The organism is Nannocystis sp. (assembly GCF_016714285.1).
Classification (GTDB): Bacteria; Myxococcota_A; Polyangia; order Nannocystales; family Nannocystaceae; genus Nannocystis.
The window spans coordinates 397,374-419,826 of the sequence record NZ_JADJNN010000002.1; the positions used below are offsets into that span (position 1 = coordinate 397,374).

The window sequence follows — 22,453 nt, forward strand, 5'->3', positions numbered from 1 at the left end:
ATACCCGCGCACCCGCGTGTCTGGCAGGGTCAGCGCACCCCACACGACGAGTTCGGGCCTGTCCTTGCGGACAGGCCCGGTAGATCCCCGAAAACTCAGCGACCCCGGTGACCACCACCGCCGCTGAAACCACCACCACCGCCGCGATGACCACCACCGCCGCCGCCACCACCGCCGCCGCCACCACCGCTGAAACCACCACCACCGCCGCGATGACCACCGCCGCCGCCGCCACCACCGCTGAAACCGCCGCCACCGCCGCGACCACCGCCGCCGAAGCTGCTGCTCGAGCCGCCGCTGTAACTGCCGCCCTGTCCGCGGAAGCTGCCGCTGCTCACTGACGGGGTGTAACTGCTGCGCCCCGAGGAGTAGCTGCTGCCACCGCTGTGCGAGCCGCCCGCGGTGTACGTGGGTCGGTGACTCGACGACGGCGAACTGCCCCCGCCGCTGCCGCGGTTACCCCCGCTGGGGTACGCCATGCCCGAGGACGGCGCGTAGGTCGGGCGATACGAGGCCGCCGCCCCGGTGCTGTTGCCAGCACCGCCGCCGGGAGCATGCGCGCTCGATGCGAACGCGGAGGTCGTGCCAGGCGCGGTGTAACCGCGTCCCGGCGAGCTGGTGAGCCCCGGCGCCGCCTGGCCAGCGACGCGGCGCGTACCTGCCCCGGAGGACATGTCCCCGGGGCCATACGAGGGACGGTTGCCCGCACCCGTCGGCGCGCTCGCCAGGCCCTGCGGGCGTGAGGACCCGCCGGTGCCGGTGCCCGCCGGGCCCGGGCGCTTGTCGTCGAAGGGCCGGTTGCCTCCGCTCGCCCCGCCAGTGGCGGCGTTCTGCGTGTGACGGGTGCTGCCAGTGGGGCCGCCGGCGCTCGGCTGACTCGGGCGGTTGTAGCCGCCGTTCCCGTAGTAGCCGCCCTGGTAGTAGCCCGGCGCGACGCCGTACGCGTGCCACCCGTAGTAACCGGCGCCGCCCCAGTAATAGCCGCCGCCGTAGTAGCCGTAGCCCCAGGCGTACGGGGCCCACGGGTAGTAGACGTTCCACGCGTAGACGAGCGGGTAGGGGGGGCCCCAGTAGTAGGCCCAGCCGCCGTAGTACGGGCTGTAGAACACGAAATTGCCGTTGACGTTGTAGTACCAACGGTCCGACCAGTAGACCCGCGGGTAGGTCTCGATCGGCTCAGGGTAGGTGTGCACGTAGGTGACGACCTTGACCTGCTTGCCGTCGCTGAGGGTCTCGTACCCGACCAGATCTGCCGGGTCGGGCACGGCCTGCTGTGCGTTCGGATCGACCGGAGCGTTGGGGTCGGCCACGGCGCCAACCGTGGCCGGGTCCCCTGGCGCCGCATACCCGTGCGGCTGCGGCGCACCCGTCGGCGTGGCGTAGGCCTGGCTCTGTACCTGGACCGTCTGATACGCCGCCGGCGTGGCCGCGACCGTGCGCATCGGCGCTTGCCCGGTCGTGTCGGGATCGGCGGTCTCGTACAGCGTGTTGCGGCTGCATGCACCGCCACCCAACACCGCCAGAGCGAGCGCGACGACCTTCAGAGCCTTCGGAGATTGAAACCAGAGACGCTTCTGCATGGCACCACCGTGGAAGTCGAGACTGCTACCCGTGAGCCCGTGTTCACCGCATCTCACAGGCCATGCGGCCAGCTTCGCCCGCCAATCCAGGCTAACCCGTTTAGGCGGCATCGGCCACGGAATAACCGGCGGTTGACGGCCTCGTGGCTCCGAACCTATCCTGCCCTGGACCTCTATGAGTGCGGAAATTCACGTGTTGAAGTTCCTGACGGGCAAGTACAAGGGCGAGGAATTCCCGCTCGGTCCCGATGGAGGCCACTTCATCGCCGGTCGCAGCAGCGAGGCCGACCTCGTGCTCGCCGACGACGCTGTCAGTCGCAAGCACGCCCGGTTTTACATCGAGCGCCGGCGGACCTGGGTGCGTGACCTGTGCTCGCGCAACGGCACGCTCGTGAACGGCACGCCGGTCAAGCGCCACTGCCTCCGCCCTGGCGATCGAATCAGCATCGGCGCCAGCTTGATGAGCGTGCAGCTCGCCAAGCCGAGTCAGGTCAGCGCGGCGCCTCGCGCCGGCGAGAAGAAGCAGTCACGTGCACGCCCCAACGTCGACTTCTCCAATCGTTCGATGGCCGGGAGCATCGAGGAGATCCCGCTCGCCGGGGTCCTGCAGTTCCTCGCCGCCAGCCGCAAGTCCGGCAACCTGCAGGTCCGCGACGGCGAGACCAACCGCGTCGGTCGCGTGTCGATGCGCGACGGCTTCATCGTCAACGCCAGCATCGAAGGCAGCGCCCCCGGCCTGCGCCCGGAGAAGGCCGTCACGCGCATGCTGGGGTGGGTCAAGGGCACCTTCTCGCTGGACAACGCCACCACCGAGGCCAGCGACGACCGCGTGGTCGCGTCGATCGAGCACGTGTTGATGGAGTCGGCCCGCCAGCAGGACGAGATCGTCCACCTCTCCGAGCGCACGCCGGTCCCGCGCTACAGCCAGGAGGTCGCGCTGGTCCAGCCCGCGCCGGTCCGCTGGCGCACGCTCCCCCCCGAGCAGCTGGACATCGTCCAGGATCTCGCCGAGGGCCGCGGCTGGGCCTTTATCCTCGATACTTACAACGGCGACGACCTCGAGCTCACCCGCCTCATCGTCGAGCTCCGCAAGAAGCGGGTCATCGAGTACGAGTGACAAGACCTGTCTGAAGGGACAGCTTCAGGCCCCGCGCTTGGCCGCGTTTGGCCGCCGTCCGCATGAGCGTCCGCGCCCGCGTCGTCGGTCATCGACGCAGCGCCATCGCGCGCCCGTTTTGGCTAACCTGCGGGTCTCTAGCCTGGAGGAGCCCGATGTCGTCTTCGCACCGCTTGACCTGTCCTTGCCTCGCGCTGTTGCTCGCTCTCACCGCCTGCGGCGACGACGGTCGCGCTGGCGAGTCCGCCGACGTCAGCACGGCTGCTTCGCTCACCGGCCTCACCGACACACCCACCGGCGGAGGCACGATGGTGGTCGACAGCGAGTCGGCCGGTACCACCGCGGGCAGCAACTCGAACTCGAACTCGAACTCGGCGACCGAGCCGACCAGCGGCACCACGCAGTCCAGCGATCCCAGCGCCAGCGGGACACAGACCGACACCAACGCTGCCACGGGCAGCACCACCGCCGGCGTGTGCGATGACATCGAGAAGTGCGCGGGCGAGTGCTGCGGCGCCGACCAGGTGTGTGACAACGGCGAGTGCGTGCCTGACTGCGGCGGGCCGCCGCCCTGCGGCGACGCCAAGCAGTGCTGCGCCGGAGGCGACCTGTGCTACCTCGGCGAGTGCGTGACGCCGGGGCCGGCCTGCGAGGATCAGGTGTGCGCGACCAAGCCGTTCCAGAGCACCTGCGGCGACGGCTTCGTGTGTGACCCCTCGCAGAAGCTGTGCCTGCCCTCGAAGGCGAACCCTGCCTGCCAGTACGTCCCGCCGCCCAATGTGTTCAAGCCTGAGCCGCTGTTCACGTGGGGCAAGCGCAAGAAGATCGCCTGCACGATGGACACGCAGTGCCAGGTCGCCGAGGTGTGCACCAACAAGGTGTGCACGCCGACCTGGAAGCACTGGGATCCCGCGCCCGACGACATGCCGACCTGGTATCAGGTCTCGTCGATCCCGCTGGTCGTCGACCTCGACGACAACTGCGTCCCCGACGTCATCTTCAACACCTACACCGGCTCGACGATCACCTCCAACGGCGTGATCCGGGCGATCCGCGGCGATACGGGTGAGAAGCTGTGGACCGTCACCGACGCGGCCTACCGCAGCAACAGCACCTCGAACCTCGCGGTCGGTGACATCGACGGCGACGGGCTCCCCGAGGTGGTCGCGGTCGGCGAGGCCAAGCACATCATCGCCATCGACAGCGACGGCAAGCCGCTGTGGAAGTCCGACGTGTTCACCGGCGCGGACAGCAGCGGCTCGGTGGCGATCGCCAACATGGACGGTGAGGGTGGTCCGGAGATCATCTTCGGCGCGGCGGTGTTTAGCAACGTCGGCAAGAAGCTGTGGGAGGGCCCCAACGGCATCGGCCTCAACGGTCAGGGCCCGATCTCCTGCGTCGCCGACCTGGACGGCGACGGCCGCCCGGAGCTCATCGGCGGCGACTCGGCCTACAAGACCAGCGGCACGGTCGCGGGCAACAACTTCAAGGGCGCCCTGCTGTGGAACAGCCCGGCCACCGACGGCTTCTGCGGCGTCGCCGACTTCGACCCCGACGGTAAGCCCGAGGTGGTGGTCGTGTCCGGTGGCAAGGTCTACGTGCTCAACGGCCAGACCGGGGCCATCCGCGCCCAGGCCAACATCCCCGCCGGCGGCACCGGCGGCTCGCCGAACATCGCCGACTTCGACGGCGACAACTTCCGCGACATCGGCGTCGCTGGCTCAGCGCGCTACACCGTGTTCCAGTTCGCGCCCAAGACCAACACCATGTCCCAGCTGTGGACGGCGGCCACCGAGGACGACTCCTCGCAGGTGACCGGCTCCTCCGTCTTCGACTTCGACGGTGACGGCCGCAACGAGGTCATCTACAACGACGAGGCCTATATCCGCATCTACCCCGGCGTCGAGCCCGACTGCACCCTGAACCCGCCCGGTCCCAAGTGCGACAAGAACATGACCGACGCCGAGGTGCTGTTCAAGGATCGCAACTCGTCGCGCACGCGCACCGAGTATCCGGTCGTCGCCGACGTGGACGGCGACTTCAAGGCCGACATCGTGTTCTCGACCAACAACGACTCGATGGCCTCGCTGGTCACCGACGCCGGCATCGAGGTCTTCAAGGACAGCCTCGACAACTGGGTCTCGACCCGCCCCGTGTGGAACCAACATTCGTACCACATCACCAACGTCGGCCTCGTCGGCGAGATCCCGATGGTCGAGGACAACAACTGGTCGACGCCGATGGACGACCCGTACAATAGCTACCGCAACAACGTGCAGGGCGCCTCTGACTTCTGCGCCCCCGACCTCGTCCCCTACGACCTCGACTTCGACGCCGGGGTCTGCGTCGACAAGCTCGACCTCTCGGTCTACGTCGCCAACCAGGGCTGCCTCGGCGTCGGCCCCGGCGTGAACGTCTCGTTCTACGAGGAGAAGCTCGGCCTGCTCGGCACCGTGCAGACCCAGGGCCCGCTGGTCGCCGGCGCCGCGGAGCAGGTCAAGATCTCCGTCCCCGGCATGTTCGACTCGGCGACCGTGTGGGCGGTCGCTGACGACGACGGCATGGGCAACGGCATCCTCAACGAGTGCGACGAGGTCAACAACTCGCTGCCCAAGTCGCAGGTCTGCATCCCGCCCGGCTGAGCGCGGGGTCCCTCGCGTCGGCCCGCATCCGGGTGGCTTGCGCGAGGGCGACTGTGGTACAGGCAGGCGCATGCAGCTGGCGATCCCTCGCTTCCAGTTCCGCTTCGTGCCGGCGATGGGCAACGTGATCCATCCCGGCAATTTCCACCCGGTGGGCGCGCAGGTGGGGGCCGCGGCGCTGGTCGATCGAGCGCTCGTGGCGACGCCGGAGCGACCGGTCGCCGGCGCTGGCGGCAACTGGCTGCTCGTCGGCGGCTCGGGTGGTTTTGGCAGCGCGGCGCGGGTGGCCCTCGCCGCCGGCTTCGGGGCGCACACCCTCAACCTGTCCTTTGATGCAGGTCCACAGCCCGAGAGCTCGAACAAGCAGCGCAAGATCGGCTCGCCCGGCTTTCATCGCAGCCTGGCGATCGAGCGCCGTCTGCGGGGCCTGGGGCTTGTCGCCCGCTCGCTCACCGGCGACGCCTTTGATCCGGCGATCCGCGAGCAGACGATCGCCGAGCTGCGACAGCACTTCGGCGGCCGTCTGCACGGGCTCGTGTGGGCCCTCGCGGCCCCGCGGGCGCTCGACCCTCGCACCGGCAAGGTGGTCCAGAGCGTGCTCAAGCCGCTCGGCAAGGCGGCGACGATCCACACCTTCACCGGCCGTGGCGACGGCCCGGCCGACGCGCCCCGCATCGCCGAGTTCACGCTCCCGCCGGGCAGCCCCGAGGAGGCCGTGGCCACCCAGTACGTGATGGGCGGCCGCATCGTCGAGCAGTGGGTCGACGCCCTCCTCGCCGCCGACCTGCTCGCCCCCGGCTTCACCCTCGTCACCATCTCGTACCGCGGTAACCCGACCAACGCCGCCGTCTATCGCGACGGCTTGATCGGCCTCGCCAAGGCCGACCTCGAGTTTCACACCCGCGCCCTCCACGAGCTGCTCCGGGCTCGCGTCGGCGGCCGCGCGGTCGCGGTGGAGGGCCCCGCCGTCGTCACCGAAGCCTCCGGCGGCATCCCCGGCGTCCCGTACTACATGGCCCAGCTGCTCGACGTAATGGGCCCGCGCTTCGAGGACCCGCTCGCCTCGATGCTGCGCATGTTCCACACCAAGCTACCTCTCGGGCTGCCTCTTGGGACAGGTGACGCGACGCTCGACGAGCACGGCCTGCTGCGCATGGATGACCGCGAGCTGACGGCCGACGTCCAGGGCGAGGTGGAGCGCCGCTACCAGCACCTGCGGCCCGGCGACCCCTTCGATGTCGCGTTGTACCAGCGCTTTATGGACGAGTACGCGCGGACCCGCGGCTTCGGCCAGCCGAGCGTCGACTACGAGGCGGAGTTCGACACCGAGGCGGTCTGCCGGGCCTGAGCGGGCCGCGATACACTCGCCGCTCGGAGGTGGCCGATGCGGCGGACAGCGAGCATGGGTGTTTGCGTGTGGGTGAGCCTGCTCGCGTGCGGCGGTGGCGGTGACGCGAGCACGGACGCCGCGACCGGCGGCGACCCGAGCGGCGCCACCAGCACCCCGACGAGCGGTGACCCGAGCGGCGATCCGAGCGGAGATCCGAGCGGAGATCCGGGCGGACCGACGAGCAGCGCTGCGAGCAGCGCGACGAGCGGCGACCCGAGCACGGACCCGAGCGGAGATCCCAGCGCCGACCCGAGCGGGCCCACCACGGACACCGGTGAACCACCGCCCGCGACCTGCGAGGCCGCTGGCGGCAGCGCGACGGTCAACGCGCCCGAGCTGAACGTGATCCTCAAGGACCGCTGGGAGGAGGCGTGGCTCGGCTCGGCCGCGATCGCCGACCTCGACGGCGACGGCACGATGGAGATCGTCGTGCCGCGCGGCGAGGCGCTGATCGCCTGGAGCCCCGACGGCGCCGTGCTGTGGAAGGTGCCGGCCGCCGGTCGCATCTGGTCCAGCCCGGTGGTCGCCGACTTCGTCGGTGACGCGAAGCTCGAGGTCGCGTTCGCATCGCGCCAGCAGGTGACCCTCCTCGACGCCGCGGGCGCGGTCCTCCCGGGCTTCCCGCTCGAGTGGGAGGACGAGCTGCGCAGCCTCGCCGCCGGTGACATCGACGGCGACGGCGGTCTCGACCTCGCGGCCGCGCCGGCCCACGGCGGACCCACCGATGTGATGCACGCGTGGCGCAGCGACGGCAGCCCCGTGGCCGGCTTCCCGCCCAACGCGACCGGCAGCAGCGGCTGCGACGACAAGTGCTACCTGGCCGGCTGCTACGACCAGAACATGGCGCTCGGCGACCTCGACGGCGACGGCAAGGCCGACCTGGTCGCGCCGCACGACAACGCGTACGTCAGCATCCACGAGGGCACCGGCGAGGCCTTCGACGCGGCCGCGATCTACCCGGTGAAGAAGACCCCGGGGGTCCGCTATCTGCACGAGCTGGCCGAGGCGATGCAGGGCTACGCCGACGACGAGGAGACCGCGCTGCAGGCCCACTTCACCAACACCGCGCCGGCGATCGCCGACATCGACGGCGACGGCAAGCGCGAGGTGATCCTGCTCGCCAGCGTGCAGAACGCGGCCCAGACCGACCGCGAGAAGGGCGTCGCCGTGTGGGTGGTCGGCCGCGACGGCGCGCGCCACCCCAATTTCATGACGCCAGTACATCTGCCCGACTACCTCTCGGGCCTGTGGGACTACGGCGACAACATCGTCGCCATCACCAACCAGGCCAGCGTCGCCGACATCAGCCCTGAGCCGGGCCTCGAGATCGTGTTCCCGGGCTTCGACGGGGCGATCCACGCGGTGTCCGCCGCGGGCCAGGTGCTGTGGAGTCGCAAGTACACGGACGACGCCGTGGTCGCGGCCGCCGGCGTGGCGATCGGCGACCTCTCGGCCGATGGCTCGCCGGAGATCGTGTTCAACACCTACAGCACCGCGAGCGACCGCGGCGAGCTCGTGATCCTCAGCGCCACCGGCGAGCTCCTGCACCAGCTGCCGCTGCCGCGCCGCGGCGCCATGCCGGTGCCGAGCCTCGGCGACATCGACGGCGACGGCGTCGTCGACATCGTCGTCTCGCTCAAGGACGCCGAGGACAAGGTCGAGAGCGTGCAGGTCTACCGCGTCCCCGGGTCGGCCATGAACTGCCTGCCGTGGCCGACCGGCCGCGGCAACCTGCTGCGCAGCGGACTCGTGCCGTGATGCGGCGTCGCGTCGCCGTCCCGTCGCTGTCGCTCGTGCTCGGCACCGCCTGCGGCGAGGGCTACCTCGCGCCCTTCGCCGACGACGAGTCGGGCGCGGGTACTTCGAGCAGCTCGGCGTCCGAGGGCAGCGGGGCGTCCGAGAGCAGCTCGGCGTCCGCGAGCAGCGGCAGCGACGCGCCCGAGGACCCGCCGCTGCCGCCCTTCGACGGCGAGCCCTTGCCGGACGCGCCCGAGGGTGTGTGGACTTGGGTCGACTTCCCGGACAGCCGCTGCCGCGATGGCAGCAGCACCGGCATCGGTGTGCGTTACGGCGCCTCCGACAACCTGGTGATCTACTTCGAGGGCGGCGGCGCCTGCTTCAACGGCTTCACCTGCCTCGCCAACGACCCGCACTTCGACGCCGACGACTTCGTCTCGTGGCGGTTGGGCGAAGGTCACGGCGGCATCTTCAACGACGCCCGCGACGACAACCCGGTCCAGGACTGGTCGTTCATCTACGTCCCCTACTGCAGCGGCGACGTGCACGCGGGCGACAACACCGGGGTGGAGATCGCGGACGTCGTCGGCGTGCAGGACTTCGCCGGCTACACCAACGTCGAGCTGTTCCTCGAGCGCATCGTCCCCAGCTTCGGCGCGGCGCCGCATGTGCTGGTCACCGGCGTGAGCGCGGGCGGCTTCGGGGCGGGCTTCAACTATCACCGCCTGGCGCGGGTGTTCCCCGCCAAGGTCACGCTGCTCGACGACTCGGGCCCGCCGCTGCGCGACGAGTACCTCACGCCGTGCTTGCAGCAGATGTGGCGCGAGGTCTGGGGACTCGCCGACACCTTGCCGCCCGGCTGCGAGGGCTGCAACGCGATCGACGGCGGCGGCATCTCGGAGCTCATCCGCTACATCGCCCAGGCCCACCCCGAGCAGCGCATGGGCCTCGTCTCCAGCGAGGGGGACCAGACGATCGGCACCTTCTTCAGCTTTGGCCTCGACGAGTGCGCTGGCCTCGGCGCGGCCTACACCAGCGTCCGGTTTCGCGACGGCCTGCATGACCTGCGCGACGCCGTGATGAAGCCAACCGGCAACTGGGGCAGCTACTTCATCCCCGGCACCGACCACACGTGGATCGGCTACTCGGCCTACTACGACACCGAAGTCGATGGTGTCCGCCTGGTCGATTGGCTCGAGGACCTGCTCGCCGGTGAGGTCCGCCACGTCAGCCCCTGACTGTCCTTTGGGACAGGCCAGCGAAGCAGGCCAGTAACCCGGCTCGCGGGCTCAGTCGCGCGCGGCGACGGCGTAGACCTCGAAGGCGCTGCCGAGCCCGGCGCGGTCCATCAGCTGGACGGGCAGCTCGGCCGCGACGGCGAGGCCGCGGGCCAGCGCGCGCCCGGGCAGGCTGCTGCCGAGGCCGAAGCGCTGGAAGCCGCGGCGCAATTGCTCGCGGCCGAGGCCGGAGAAGCTGGTCCAGCGCACCGGGTCGAAGCGGGCCGCGGCGAGCAGCGCGGTCAGGCCCCGGCGGCTGAACAGGGCGAGGTGGTCGGGCGGGCAGACCATCGGGAAGCGGGCCCCGAGCGCGCGCGCCGGGATGCCGCTGCTGCTCGGGGTCGACAGCGCCAGAAAGCCGCCGGGGCGCAGCCACTGGCGGGCGCTGATCAACATGGCCTTTGGGTCAGGTACATGCTCGATGACCTCCCACATGGCGACGGCGTCGAAGCGGGCCGCGACCGGCGCGAGGTCCTGCAACCAGCAGTCGTGGATCGTGTGCCCGCGAGCACGCGCGGCGGCGGCGGTGCGGGCCCGGTCGACGCCCTCGACGCGCATGCCGAGCTCGCGCACCGCGTCGAGGAAGTGCCCCGGACCGCAGCCGATCTCCAGCACGTCGCGGCAGCCGAACTTGCGCAGCACCCGGGCCCGGGCGTCGGCCTCGGACCGCATGCGCTGCTCCTGTCCCTCCGCCGTGCTGTGGTAGTCGGGCGCCAGGTAGGTCGCCTCGACCTGGTCCGGCGGCGGCAGCTCGGCGACGAAGAGGGTGTCGCAGCGGACGCAGCGGACGTGCACGAAGCCGGCGCTGGCGAAGGCGAAGCGCGCCCGCTGGTGGCCGCAGGCCGGACAGGCGCGGGCGGGCGTTGGCGACATGCGCCAGACCTAACACGGCCCGGGCGGGGCGGGCCAATTCGCGGTGTACACTGCCGGCCTCACGGAGGACCACGATGGCCTACGATCAAGCCACTGCCGAGCGCCTGCGCACTGCTGTCCTGCGCACAGGGCCCGAGGGCCGCGAGCAGATCGACGAGCGCCAGATGTTCGGCGGCATCGCCCTGATGCTCGATGGCTGCATGTGCTGCGGCGTGATCGGCCACGACCTGGTCGTGCGCACCGGAGCCACCGGCGCCGCCGAGGCCCTGGGCCGACCGCACGCGCGACCGATGGACTTCACCGGCACGCCGCTGCGGGGTTTCGTCTACGTCGCACCGGACGGCTTTCGCAGCGAGGCCGAGCTCGACGAGTGGGTCGCACGCGGCCTCGCTGGCGCCCGCGAGGCCGCGCGCGAGAAGGCCGCGAAGCCGCGCAAGCGCTCGCCCCGGAACAGCTCCGCGAAGCCGACGGCCCGCCGCGCGACCGCGACCCGCGAGCGCTGAGGCGAGCCGCGACGCCTCGCTCGATCGACCCGGCGATTTGGCATACTCGCCCGGCGATGCACATCGTCGAGATCGACCGCGAGCCGTTTCACGAGCTCGAGTACCTCGACGCGGCGCCCCGCGGGGGGACCCAGCTGCGGCGCCTGCCGCTGCTGCGCGGCCGCGCCGAGGGCTTGCCCGCCGAGCTCGACGCGCTGCTCATCTGCTCCGATCTGCAAGGTCGCGCTCGCGCCGGTGACGGCCAGCTCCGTCTGCTCGGGGAGGCGCTCGCCTTCGAGTACGCCGCCCTCGCCGAGCTCGAGCAGGTCCCACCGCCCGACTTCACCGGGGTCGTCCTCGCCGGCGACCTGTTCGCCGCCCCCGCGGCCGACCGCATGGGCGCCACCGGCGACGTGCGCGAGGTCTGGCGCGCCTTCGCCGGCGGCTTTCGCTGGGTCGCCGGCGTCGCCGGCAACCACGACCTGTTCGGCACGCCGCACGAGCAGAGCCGCTTCACCCGCGAGCCCGGCGTGCACCTGCTCGACGGCGACACGGCCCTGCTCGACGGCCTGCGCATCGCCGGCGTCGGGGGCATCTGTGGCAACCCGAACAAGCCCAACCGCCGCGCCCCCGAGGCCTTCGTCGCCGCGGTGCGCCAGCGCCTGGCTGCTCGCCCGCAGCTGCTGGTGCTGCACGAGGGCCCAGACGGCGCCTCGCCGGGTCTGCGCGGCAACCCGGAGGTGCGCGCGGCCCTCGGCAGCGGCAAGGTGCTGGTGATCTGCGGACATGTCCACTGGGACAGGCCGCTCGTGACCCTCGCGACCGGCCCGCAGCTGCTCAACGTCGACGCTCGTGTGGTGCTGCTCGAGCGGGCCAGCTAGCGGCCGAGCCGCGTGAGGCCGCCGTCACGCGTCGCCCGCTGCGTGGACACGCACGGGCCAGATCCGGGCCTATACTCGCCGCGATGCGCACGCTCTACGCCCACCCGCTGTCCGGCAACAGCCACAAGGTCCGGCTGCTGCTCGCCTTCCTCGAGCTGCCCTACGAGGAGGTCACGGTCGACCTGTCGCACGGGGAGCAGCACTCGCAGCGCTTCATGCAGCTAAACCCGCTCGGTCAGGTGCCGGTGCTGGTCGACGGCAAGGTGGTGCTGCGCGACTCGCTGGCGATTCTCGTGTACCTCGCGCGCAAGTACGGCGGCGAGGCGTGGCTGCCGGGCCACCCGGCGCAGGCCGGGGCGATCGTTCAGTGGCTGTCGCTCGCGGCCAACGAGCTGCACCACGGGCCGCACCTGGCCCGCTTGCACTTCCTGCTCGGTGTCGACCTGAACCTCGCGGCCGCCCAGGAGCAGACCCGCCAGGTGCTCCGCCTGCTCGAGTCGCACCTCGCCACGCGGACCTGGCTCGAGCTCGAGCGACCGACCGTCGCCGACCTCGCCTGCTTCCCCTACGTCGGCCTCGCCCCGGAGGGGAAGGTGTCGCTCGAGCCCTACCCGGCGGTCCGCGCCTGGATCGATCGCGTCAAGTCGCTGCCCAACTACCCGTCGATGCCCGGGCTCGAGCCGTCGATGCCGGGGCTCGAGCCGTCGATGCCGGGGCTCGACGCCTGAGCGTCAATCCGCGTACATGCGCTGCCACTGCTCGAGCACGATCAGCGACCACAGTCGGTGGCTGTGATCGCGGCGCCCGCTGCGGTGCTCGCCCCACAGCCGCTCGACCTCCGCCGGATCGAAGAGCCCGCGCCGGGCGATCTGCGCCGGATGCAGCAGGTCCGCCGCGATCTGCGGCTCGGCCCGCTTGAGCCACACCCCGAACGGCGCCGTGAACCCGAGCTTCTTGCGCCGCAGCACCTCGTCCGGCAGCTTGCCCCGCATCACGCGTCGCAAGATCCGCTTCGAGGCCAGCGCCGTCACTCGCATCGGCGCGGGCGCACCGGCCATCAGCTCGACCAGGACCCGGTCGCAGTACGGCACTCGCACCTCGAGCGCGTGCGCCATGCTCATGCGGTCCGAGCCGCGCAGCACGTTCTCCGCCAAGAAGCCGCGCAGGTCCGCGTAACCTGCCCGTTGGACCATGTCGCCAAAGTCAGGTTCGGCGAATGCTGCGGCCACCGCGGAGCGCCGCGGAGCGCTCGCCAGCCGCTCGCGCAGCGCCGGGCTGTAGAGCCGCGCGCGCGCCTCGAGCGGGGCGTAGCCGACCCACGCCGCGTAGCGCTCCGCCGGCGGCAGGCGCAGTCCGGCGAGGAACTGGCGGGCCCAGCGGCGCAGGCTGCGGGCGGTGGTCGGCTCGCCCGCGCGGGCGAGGACGCCGCTGGCCAGGCTCAGCGCGGCACCTGGCGCATGGGACAGGTGCTCCGAGAGGCGCAGGCCGAGGTAGCGCGGGTAGCCGCCGAACACCTCGTCGCCGCCGTCGCCGGCGAGGGCGACGGTCACGTGCTCCCGGGTGAAGCGGCTGAGTCGGTGGCTGAGCAGCGCGGCCCACGAGCCGAAGGGCTCGTCGAAGCCGCGGACCAGCGGCGCGAGGTCGCCGAGCAGGTCGATGTCCAGCTCGAGCTCGCGGTGCTGCGCGCCGAAGAATTCGGCGACGCGGCGGGCGACGGGTCGCTCCTCGTAGGAGGCCCCCTCGGCGCCGTAGCCGACGCAGAAGGTGGCGATCGGGTGGTTGCTGCGCTCGGCCATCAACGCGACGATCGCCGACGAGTCGAGGCCGCCGGACAGGAAGGCGCCGAGCGGCACGTCGGAGACGGTGTGCAGCGTGACGGCCTCGCGCAGCACCGGCTCGACCGCCTCGGCCCACGCGCTCAGGCTCGTGAGTCGCGGGTCCGCGGGTCGCGGCTGCGGGTCCCACCAGCGAACGATCGTCTGCTCGCCGGCCTGCCAGCGCAGCCAGTGGCCCGGCGGCAGCTGGCAGATCCCGCGGAAGATCGAGCGCGGCGGGGGGACGTAGAAGAGATCGAGGTAGGCGTCGAGCGAGTCGAGGTCGAGGCCACGATCGATCTCCCGGCTGCACAGCAGCGCCTTCGGCTCCGAGCCGAACAGCAGCGCACCGTCGGTCAGGGTCGCGTGGTAGAGCGGCTTGATCCCGAGGTGGTCGCGGGCCAGCCACAGCGTGCGCGTGCCGAGGTCGTACAAGGCGAACGCGAACATGCCGCGCAGGCGCGCGAGCAGGCCCTCCAGGCCCCAGTGCTGGTAACCGGCGAGCAGCACCTCGGTGTCGCCCTCGCTGCGCAGCACCTGGCCGGCCGCCAGCAGCTCGCCGCGCAGCGCCTTGTAGTTGAAGATCTCGCCGTTGAAGCTGACGACCGCCTGACCGTCGGCCGAGCGCATCGGCTGGGCCCCGCCGGCCAGGTCGAGCACCGCGAGGCGGCGGTGGCCGAGGCCGACCGGGCCGCCTTGGTAGAGCCCGTCACCGTCGGGTCCGCGGTGGCGCAGGCTCGCGGTCATCGCAGCCAGCAGGGCCGGGTCGTGGCGACCGATCATCCCGGCGATCCCGCACATGCCGGCGGGAGCTTAGCGCGAGGACGGATCTCAAGTAAGATCGGGCGCCCGCATGCACAAGCACGATGACCCCGCGCTCAAGGCTCGTGTCCGGGCCCACTGGGACCGCGAGCCCTGCGGGACCCGGGGCCTCGACGAGCCCGACCCGCGGGCGCGTCAGGCCCAGGCCGAGGCCGAGCGCTACGCCGTCGACGAGCACATCCCCGGCTTCGCCCGCTTCAGCGAGTCTCGCGGCCTCGACGTGCTCGAGATCGGCGTCGGTGCGGGCACCGACTTCGTGCAGTGGCTGCGTCACGGAGCGCGGGCCACCGGCGTCGACCTCAGCCCCAACAGCCTCGCCGAGGCGCGCGCGCGGGTCGCCGCCGAGGGCCACGCCGAGGCTCCGCTGACGGTCGCCGACGCTGAGCACCTGCCCTTCGCCGCCGCCAGCTTCGACCTCGTCTACTCCTACGGCGTGCTGCACCACTCGCCCGACACCGCGGCCGCGATCGCCGAGGTGCTGCGGGTGCTGCGGCCCGGTGGCGAGGCGCGCGTGATGATCTACCACGTGCCCTCGTGGACCGGGCTGTTGCTGTGGGCGGTGCACGGCGCGGCCCGCCTGCGCCCGTGGTTGACCCCGCGACGGGCGATCTACGAGCACCTCGAGAGCCCCGGGACCAAGGCCTACACGGTCGCCGAGGCGCACGCGCTGATGCGGGGCTTCGTCGACGTGCGCGTCGAGACGGCGCTGCTGGCCGGCGACCTGCTGGCGATGCGTCCGTCGGAGCGCTATCAGGGCCGCGTCCATCGCCTGCTGTGGGCGATCTACCCGCGCGGGCTCATCCGCCGCTTCGGCGCGCGGCTTGGCCTCGGCCTTCTCATCACCGCGAACAAGCCGATCTGATCGGCCGAGCTGATCGGCCGAGCTGATCGGCCTACCTGAACGGAGCTGGCCCCAAGGACATGTCTCAAGCGACACCCACGATCGAGGCCGTCGAGCGCTGCCCAGTGTGCGGTGTGCGGGCGCACACCGTATTGCTGCCGGCCCGGGCCGGGCTCGGCGTGGTCCGCTGTCGCGGCTGCAAGCAGGTCCACGCGACCGGGCAGTATGCGGCCGAATTTCTCAGCGAGGACTACTACGCGGGCCGGGCCGAGCGCGTCCGCGGCGACGTCACGGAGCGGCCCGGCAGCGCCCGCAAGCGGCGCAACGCGGCGCTCTACGATCGCCTGAGCATCGGCCGCATCGGCCGCATCGGCCGCATCGGCCGCATCGGCCGCGGTGGCCAGATCGGCGACGCGCGACGTGATGGACGAGCGAGCCCGCGGGCGCTGGACATCGGCTGCAACACCGGGCTCCTGCTCGATGTCTGGCGCGAGTACGGCTACCAGACCGAGGGCATCGAGCGCTCGCCGGCCGGTGAGGGCGCGCTGGCGGCGGGGCACGTTGTGCACGCGCTGGACATCGAGACCCACGAGCTCGGCCTGCCGCGCTACGACCTCATCTCGATGACGCACGTGCTCGAGCACCTGCGTCGGCCCGTTTCCGGTCTGGTGTGGATCCGCCGCCACCTCGCGCCCGCCGGGCTCGCGGTGGTCGAGGTGCCGAACTGGGGCGACGGGCTGCGACCGCTGTGGGGCCGCCGCTACCGGCCGCTCGAGCTCGGCGACCACGTCTGCTTCTTCGAACGCGGCACGCTGCAGGCCGCGGCCGAGCGGGCCGGGCTCACCGTGCTGGCGCTGTGGAGCGCGCCGCAGGCCGGCAGCGTGGTGATCCCGAGTTTGCTCACGGGTCTCGACCTCGGCCTCGAGCTGCGAGCCAGACTCTCCAGCCGTAATCACCTCACGACCGGGGGAGATCTCTCCGCATCGCCAGGCGTGGCTGGCACGCGCGTGGGCGGAGGCAACCTCGCGGGCACGCTGCGTCGGGCCCTCACTCCGCTGGTGCTGGCCGGCCTCGATAGCCTCGACCCTGCGCTCGAGCGGGTGTTCGGCGGGCAATGCCCGTGGGGCGCCAACCTCGTGGCGATCCTCGGGACCACCACCACCGGCTGATGGATCGCGCTTGACAGTGCCGGGCGCCTTGCCGCATTCTCCCGGTCCCTGTCAGCCGCCAAAACGGCTGCAAGGGAGGGGTGGTAGTTAAGTCGGTTATAACGCCGGCCTGTCACGCCGGAGGTCGCGGGTTCGAGCCCCGTCCGCCCCGCCAAAGAGCCCCGAGCTAACCACTCGGGGCTTTTTTGTTTTCGTCGTCGTGCCCCGGCTGCCTGCCGCGCATGCCGAGCATGCGAGCGCTGAGCTCGGTGAAGAAGCTGACCATCGGCGCGGCGGCCTCGGCCCCGTACAACACCTCGACCAGGCGCGTGGCGGCCTCGAAGGTGCACACGGCCGCGGGGTTCGGCGGCGTGCGCACGCCCCAGCGCGAGGGCGGGCCCGGCGGGAGGGCGAGGTGCGGCATGGCCTCGACCCGCGGCGCGCGCCTTGCCATGCGCGAGCACTGATGCCAGGTGCCGTCGAGGATCACGAAGCAGCGGCGGCGACCGGGGGCGGGCCGGGTGCCGGCGTCGTCGACCGTCGCGGCCCCCTCGATCGGGTAGAGCACGTAATAGTCCGTGTCCGGCCGCTCGAGCGCGCTGGCGTCGAAGACCTCGTCCTGCGCGCCGTAGTTGAGGACCGGTGCCCGCAGCACCGCGGCCGTCACCCGGCCCGTGCTGGTCGGCTTGTTGCGCTCGCGGTTGTGCTGCACGACCACGAAGTCGCTTGCGAGCTCGCGTACCGGCAATTCATCGCACAGGCACAGCTCTTGGTGGAGGCCGCAGACGGGGCAGCGAGGGCGGGAAGATTTGCGGGACATGGTCGAAGGGTCAGGTGAGGTCGGCGAGCGCGGCGGCGACGCGGGCGCGCAGCGGGGGCGGGAAGATGGCGCGGTGGTGGACGAAGCGCTCGCGGCTGAGCCCGCGCAGCACCGGCGAGGCGTCGACCAGCCGCTGCACCCGGCCGCCCGAGCGCAGCACGCCGATCGCCTCGTCGTCGCTGTACGCGTCGATGTGCACGCAGTCGATCGCCGCCAGCCAGGCCGGCTGGAGGCCGGCCGCCGCGAGCAGCTCGGCGAGCCGCGCCCGGGCCTCATCGGGGTCGGCCGCGGGCGACAGGCGCAGGGTCTTGTACAGGCGCCGATCGTGCAGGCCGGCGGCGAGCTCGGCCAGTAGCGGGTCGGGCCCGCCCGCGTAGCCGGCGATCGCCGTGATCAGCACGGTGTCGTCGAGCTGCAGGTAGGCGCCGACGCTGACCGGGCGCCCGCGCAAGATGTCCTCGAGGACAGGCGGCGTGGCGGGCTGGCGATCGAGCTCGGAGAGGCGGCGAAACAGGGCGACGATCATGTGCTCGGCGGCCCGGACGGCCTTGTGCAGGTAGACCTGGCGGTACATGTAGAGGCGGGCGAGGAAGAAGCCCTCGACGGCCGTGAGGCCCTTCTCACCGTCGACGGCGAGGCGGGCGCTGTGGCTGTCCTTCGGGACATACAGGCGCAGCGAGGCGAGCAGCCAGTCGACGTCGAGCAGGCCGTAGCGGACGCCGGTCATGTAGCTGTCGCGCATGAGGTAGTCGCAGCGGTCGACGTCGAAGGTGCCAGAGACGGCGCGCGCGAGGTGGCCGACCGGGCTCTCGCCGTGGATGAGGCGCTCGACCACCGCGGGCATGCTGCCGTCGAGCTCGGCGAGCACGCGGTGCACGCCGGTGTCCGGGTCGAGCAAGATCCGCGAGGTCCAGGTCTCGTGGCGGGGCGCGCCCGGCAGCACCGCCTCGAAGGTGTGCGAGTAGGGGCCGTGACCGAGGTCGTGGAGCAGCGCCGCGGCGAGGGCGGCGAGGGCGGTGCCGTCGTCGATGCGGTCGTGCGCCGGCAGCTCGGCCTCGAGGGTGCGGACGCGATCGAGGTAGCGCTGCATGACATGCGCCGCGCCGAGCGCGTGAGCGAAGCGCGAGTGCTCGCCCCCCGGAAACGCCAGCGACGCGAGCCCGAGCGCACGGATCCTCCGCAGCCGCTGGACCTCCGGGCACGCGAGCAGCCGAGAGATCCACCGCTCGGCCGCGCCGGTGAAGGAGATCAGCCCGTGAACGGGATCGCGCAGGATCATCGGCCGCAGCCTACACCGGCGGCGCTCGTGGCGAGCCGTCAAACATGGCCCGCGCCGCCGGGCCGCGATTGGTGTGTCGGGACCGCTCGCGCGATGTCCGCGACGGTGAGGGCATGACAAGGTCGTGCACCGCGAAGCTCCGCACGGCGACGGCGAGGCCCTGAGCCGACGCGAGCGTCGGTACCTCCGCTGCGTCGGTGATATCCTGGCCCGTCGCCCGTGATGCTCCGCTGCCGCAAATGCTCGTACTTGTCGGACGACGGCGAGACCTTCGAGCGCTGCCCCAACTGCGGCACCCTGGTCCACGCGCACGAGCCGGAGCCGGTGCTGCCCGTCGCCCTCGGCACGGTGTGGCGGCGCGGCGCGGGCGAGCCAGCCGGCGCCGAATCGCGGGACCCTGACGCAGCTGTCCCGGAGGACAGGTCGAAGGGCGCCGGGGCGGCTGGCCCTGGGGACAGGTCGATGGGCGCCGGGGTGGCTGGTCTTGGGGACAGGTCGACGGGTGTCGGAGCTGCGGGCCCGGGCGCCGCCTTGGCCCCGAGCGTCGCGGCGATCACCGGTCTGCCGCGCGCCGCCGTGCCCGGGACGCGGCCCGCCGGTGCGGCTCGGCGTGGCACCGGCTTCTTCACCGCGGTCCCGGACGCGCCGGCCCGGCCCGGCCTGTTCGCGCCGCCGCGCTCGCCGGAAGCTGCCTCAAAGGACAGACGCGACGCACCAGGCGCTGCGCCCGTGGTCGCGGCTGCGGCTGCGCCTGCGCAGACGGTGACCGCGAGCCGCGGAGGCGCGAGCGAGACGTCGCGCGTCGCTACCGTCGCGCCTGCGCCTGCGCAGCTCGAGGCGTCGCGCGTGGCGACGGACGCGGAGCCCGCGTCCGCACCCGCCACAGTCGAGGCGTCGCGCACGGCCGTCAGCCCGGGCCTCGAGGTGGGCGGGGCCGACGGCGCGACGGCCGTCCTGGTCGCGTCGGCGGCTTCGGGGGTGCGGGATGTCGAGGGGGAGCACGACGACCTACCGGCGCCGGTGGCCTCGACGCGGCCGTTCACGCTGCCGAAGATCGTCCGCCGGATCTCCGTACCGGCGGCGACCGCCGCGACGACCGAGCTCGACAACAGCGCCGAGCTCGACCTGCCGCAGCTCGCGGCGATGACCAACCTACCGCCGGCGATCGAGACGGTGGTGGCCTCGCCGCGGCCGCCCGGGAGCACCCGGCCCGACGATGTCGACCTCGATCTCGACGACCTCCACGGCGAACCCAGCCAGCCGCCGATCGCCCCGACGCCGCCGAGTTCGCCGGACGCCAGCCCGGGGCCGTCGGCGAATCGGAGCTCGCTGCGACCGACGATGCGTCCGCGCCCGCGGCGACTGGCCCCGCACGCGCTCCAACCACCACCACCGGCGATCGCCTACGTCGGGCTGCTCGGGCTGGCGCTCGGGCTGCTCGGGCTGTGGTGGTTCTACTTCACCCGCGGGCCCGGACTCGGCGCCGATAGCAGCGTTCAACCTGCTCGTACGGACATGTCCCGAGCGACATGGTCGGAGGGCTATCTCGAGGCGCAGGCGGCCCTCCTCGACGCCGACCGCGTGCCCGACTACCTCGCAGCGCTGGCCGAGGCCGAGGCCCAGGGCGACCGCCTCGGGCGTGCCGAGGCGGCGCTGTGCATGCACCTGCGCTACGGCCCCGACCCGGTGCGTCGCAGCGCGGCCGCCGTGTGGCGCACGCAGGCCGCCCCCGACGATCCGCGGGCGGCCCGCGTCGCCGGCCTCGCCGCGCTCGCCGACGGCGACCTGACGGGGGCCGAGCGCCTGCTCGCCGGCGAGGACGACGCGCGTGCCCGCCTCTACCGCGCCCTCGTGGCCGAGCGCCGCGGCGACGAGCGCAGCGCGCAGCGCGAGGCGGCGTTGGCCCTCCACGAGCGCCCCGGCGATGTCGCGGCGGCGCTGGTGCTGGCGACGGCGACCCTGGCGGCCCGGCGTGACGCGCCGCTGGAGCCGCTGCAGGACGCCGCGGCGGCGCACCCGGACCACCCGCAGTATCAGCGTGCGCTGCTGCGTGCGCTGCTCGAGCGCGGTCGTCTGGCGGCGGCGCGGCGGCTCGCAGATCTACCGCAGCGCGTCGCCGGGGCGAGCACGGTCCACCAGGCGCGCCTCGTGCTGCTGCGCGCCGAGGTGGCGGCCGCGACCGGCGAATTCAGCAAGGCGCGCTGGGTCTCGGACGAGGCGGTGCACCTGGCGCCCGCCGACCCCGCGACGCAGCTGGCCCGCGTGCGCCTGCTGCTGACCGCCGGCGATCTCGGGCGGGTGCAGCAGGAGCTCGCGCCGCTGCTGCGCAACGCGCCGATCGACCCCGAGACCTCGGCCCTGCAGGCCGAGCTGGCGATCGCCGCCGGCAACGAGAGCACCGCGGTCCGGGCGATCGAACGCCTCGCGGCCGCCGAGGGCGATCGCGGCCGGGTCGCCGTGCTGCGCGGGCGAGTCCACGTGATGCGCGGGCGCATGGATGAAGCGGCGGCGGCCTTCACCGCGGCGCTGGCCGACGACCCCACTGACGTCCCGGCGGCGATCGCCCTCGCCGAGTTGCGCACGCGCGCCGGCGCCGAGGACCCGCTGGCGTCGATCACCCGCGCCGCGGCGCTGCTGCGCGAGGACCCGCGCGCGCCCGTCCGCCCCGGCCTGCGCGCGCTGGCCCTGGCCCACGCCAACCTGCTCGTTGAGACAGGTCGCAAAGACCAGGCGGTAGCCGTGCTCGACGCGGCCCTCGCAGTCGACCCCGACGACAACGCGGCCCAGCTGCGCCGCGGGGTGCTGGCGCTCGAGCAGGGCCGCGGTGCGGCCGGGCGCGCCGATCTGACGGCGGTGTTCGTGCGCACGGGTGGCTACCCGGGTCTGGTCGCTCCGCTCGGTCGCCTGTACCTCCGCGACGGCGATCTGGCGGGCCTGGCTGAGCTCGTGCAGCCATACGCGGCTGACCCGGACGCGCCCGACGACGTGGTGCTGATGAACGCGCTGCTGCGGCTGGCGCAGGGCGACCGCGACGCGGCCGACAGCCACGTCGACAAGGTGCTGCAGCGCAACCCTGGCTCGTGGGAGGCGCACCTGGTCAAGGCGCGCGTGCTGTACGAGCGCGACCGCAACAGCGACGCGGCGGCGCAGATCCGGCTGGCCCGGCCGCGCTCGCCCGACGCCGAGGTCGAGCTCTGGACCGGCAAGATCGCCGAGCGCGGCGGCAAGGGCCACGAGGCCGTCATCGCCTACCGCCGCGCCCGTCAGCAGGACCCCGGATTGCTCGAGGCCGGCTTCCTCCTCGGCCGCGCCCTGCTGGCCCAGGGCCTCGCACGCGAGGCCGTCGCCGAGCTGCAGACGGTCACGCGCGCCGCCGAGGTCCCGCCAGGAGCCCACCTCGCCCTCGGCCTGGCCCTCCGCGAGCGCGAGCAGCTGCCCGAGGCGCTGCAGAGCTTCACCCACGCGATCGACCACGACCCGAACCCCGACGAGGCGCTGTACTGGGCCGGGCGCACCGCGGTCGAGCTCGGTCGGCACGCCGAGGCCGTGCCGCAGCTCGGCCGCGCCGTCGCGCTGGCAGGCGCCGGTACGTCGTGGCTGCCGGACGCGCAGCTGTGGCTCGGACGAGCGCTGCACCACCTCGGTCGCCGCGCCGAGGCCCGCGCGGCCTTCACGGTCTACCTGCAGCAGGCCGGCGAGAAGGCCCCCGCCCGCGCCGAAGTCGAGAAGCTGCTGCGCGAGCGCTGAGAA

Annotated in this window: 16 protein-coding genes and 1 tRNA gene; 12 read left to right on the top strand and 5 right to left on the bottom strand. The window is 72.5% G+C overall.

What is annotated here, in order from left to right:
- Positions 1-95: 95 nt before the first annotated feature.
- Complete coding sequence (locus IPJ59_RS05865; protein ID WP_293270100.1) at positions 96-1,580, bottom strand: hypothetical protein; 1,485 nt, start codon at positions 1,578-1,580, stop codon at positions 96-98.
- A 175-nt stretch (positions 1,581-1,755) separates the two neighbouring features.
- Here IPJ59_RS05865 and IPJ59_RS05870 point away from each other — a divergent pair, with 175 nt between their 5' ends.
- The 5 genes from IPJ59_RS05870 (at position 1,756) to IPJ59_RS05890 (ending at position 9,704) form a co-directional block, all read left to right on the top strand.
- The gene (locus IPJ59_RS05870; RefSeq protein WP_293249142.1) at positions 1,756-2,697 is read left to right on the top strand and encodes an FHA domain-containing protein; all 942 of its coding nucleotides are present in this window, start codon (positions 1,756-1,758) and stop codon (positions 2,695-2,697) included.
- A gap of 155 nt (positions 2,698-2,852) precedes the next feature.
- Entirely contained in the window at positions 2,853-5,339 is a 2,487-nt protein-coding gene (locus IPJ59_RS05875; RefSeq protein WP_293270102.1) for an FG-GAP-like repeat-containing protein, read from the top strand.
- 70 nt (positions 5,340-5,409) lie between these two features.
- A complete protein-coding gene (locus IPJ59_RS05880; protein ID WP_293249136.1) occupies positions 5,410-6,687 on the top strand; it encodes a hypothetical protein in 1,278 nt (425 codons plus the stop codon).
- Positions 6,688-6,753: 66 nt separating this feature from the next.
- Positions 6,754-8,487 carry a PQQ-binding-like beta-propeller repeat protein gene (locus IPJ59_RS05885; RefSeq protein WP_293270104.1) on the top strand — a complete coding sequence of 578 codons (1,734 nt, stop codon included), beginning with the start codon at positions 6,754-6,756 and terminating at the stop codon, positions 8,485-8,487.
- Positions 8,487-9,704, top strand: a complete 1,218-nt coding sequence (locus IPJ59_RS05890) for a pectin acetylesterase-family hydrolase (protein ID WP_293270106.1) — start codon at positions 8,487-8,489, stop codon at positions 9,702-9,704. Before IPJ59_RS05885 ends, IPJ59_RS05890 begins: the two co-directional genes overlap by 1 nt.
- Before the next feature lie 51 nt (positions 9,705-9,755).
- Here IPJ59_RS05890 and IPJ59_RS05895 read toward each other — a convergent pair whose 3' ends face one another.
- Complete coding sequence (locus tag IPJ59_RS05895) at positions 9,756-10,616, bottom strand: class I SAM-dependent methyltransferase (protein WP_293249127.1); 861 nt, start codon at positions 10,614-10,616, stop codon at positions 9,756-9,758.
- A 74-nt stretch (positions 10,617-10,690) separates the two neighbouring features.
- On the opposite strand from IPJ59_RS05895, the gene IPJ59_RS05900 reads away from it, so the two are divergent.
- The 3 genes from IPJ59_RS05900 (at position 10,691) to IPJ59_RS05910 (ending at position 12,707) form a co-directional block, all read left to right on the top strand.
- Positions 10,691-11,119, top strand: coding sequence for a TfoX/Sxy family protein (locus IPJ59_RS05900; protein WP_293249124.1), 429 nt, complete (start codon positions 10,691-10,693; stop codon positions 11,117-11,119).
- Between the two features lie 56 nt (positions 11,120-11,175).
- On the top strand, positions 11,176-11,979 hold the full coding sequence (locus tag IPJ59_RS05905; RefSeq protein ID WP_293249121.1) for a metallophosphoesterase family protein: 804 nt from the start codon (positions 11,176-11,178) through the stop codon (positions 11,977-11,979).
- Positions 11,980-12,062: 83 nt separating this feature from the next.
- Positions 12,063-12,707 carry a glutathione S-transferase family protein gene (locus tag IPJ59_RS05910; protein ID WP_293270108.1) on the top strand — a complete coding sequence of 215 codons (645 nt, stop codon included), beginning with the start codon at positions 12,063-12,065 and terminating at the stop codon, positions 12,705-12,707.
- 3 nt (positions 12,708-12,710) lie between these two features.
- Here IPJ59_RS05910 and asnB read toward each other — a convergent pair whose 3' ends face one another.
- Positions 12,711-14,594, bottom strand: coding sequence for an asparagine synthase (glutamine-hydrolyzing) (asnB, locus tag IPJ59_RS05915; RefSeq protein WP_293270110.1), 1,884 nt, complete (start codon positions 14,592-14,594; stop codon positions 12,711-12,713).
- Positions 14,595-14,646: 52 nt separating this feature from the next.
- Between asnB and IPJ59_RS05920 the strand changes: the two genes are divergently transcribed.
- The 3 genes from IPJ59_RS05920 to IPJ59_RS05930 all read left to right on the top strand — a co-directional run bounded on the left by IPJ59_RS05920 (position 14,647) and on the right by IPJ59_RS05930 (position 16,779).
- Positions 14,647-15,477: a class I SAM-dependent methyltransferase gene (locus tag IPJ59_RS05920; protein WP_293249111.1), complete on the top strand. Its 831-nt coding sequence runs from the start codon at positions 14,647-14,649 to the stop codon at positions 15,475-15,477.
- A gap of 59 nt (positions 15,478-15,536) precedes the next feature.
- Complete coding sequence (locus IPJ59_RS05925; protein ID WP_293249108.1) at positions 15,537-16,625, top strand: class I SAM-dependent methyltransferase; 1,089 nt, start codon at positions 15,537-15,539, stop codon at positions 16,623-16,625.
- A 77-nt stretch (positions 16,626-16,702) separates the two neighbouring features.
- Positions 16,703-16,779: transfer RNA gene (locus IPJ59_RS05930), tRNA-Asp, on the top strand.
- 12 nt (positions 16,780-16,791) lie between these two features.
- On the opposite strand, the gene IPJ59_RS05935 is transcribed toward IPJ59_RS05930, so the two are convergent.
- Both IPJ59_RS05935 and IPJ59_RS05940 read right to left on the bottom strand, forming a co-directional pair.
- Complete coding sequence (locus IPJ59_RS05935) at positions 16,792-17,424, bottom strand: tRNA-uridine aminocarboxypropyltransferase (RefSeq protein WP_293270112.1); 633 nt, start codon at positions 17,422-17,424, stop codon at positions 16,792-16,794.
- Between the two features lie 10 nt (positions 17,425-17,434).
- Positions 17,435-18,703, bottom strand: a complete 1,269-nt coding sequence (locus IPJ59_RS05940; protein ID WP_293249102.1) for an HD domain-containing protein — start codon at positions 18,701-18,703, stop codon at positions 17,435-17,437.
- 222 nt (positions 18,704-18,925) lie between these two features.
- Here IPJ59_RS05940 and IPJ59_RS05945 point away from each other — a divergent pair, with 222 nt between their 5' ends.
- Entirely contained in the window at positions 18,926-22,450 is a 3,525-nt protein-coding gene (locus IPJ59_RS05945) for a tetratricopeptide repeat protein (RefSeq protein ID WP_293270573.1), read from the top strand.
- The last annotated feature ends 3 nt before the right edge of the window (positions 22,451-22,453 follow it).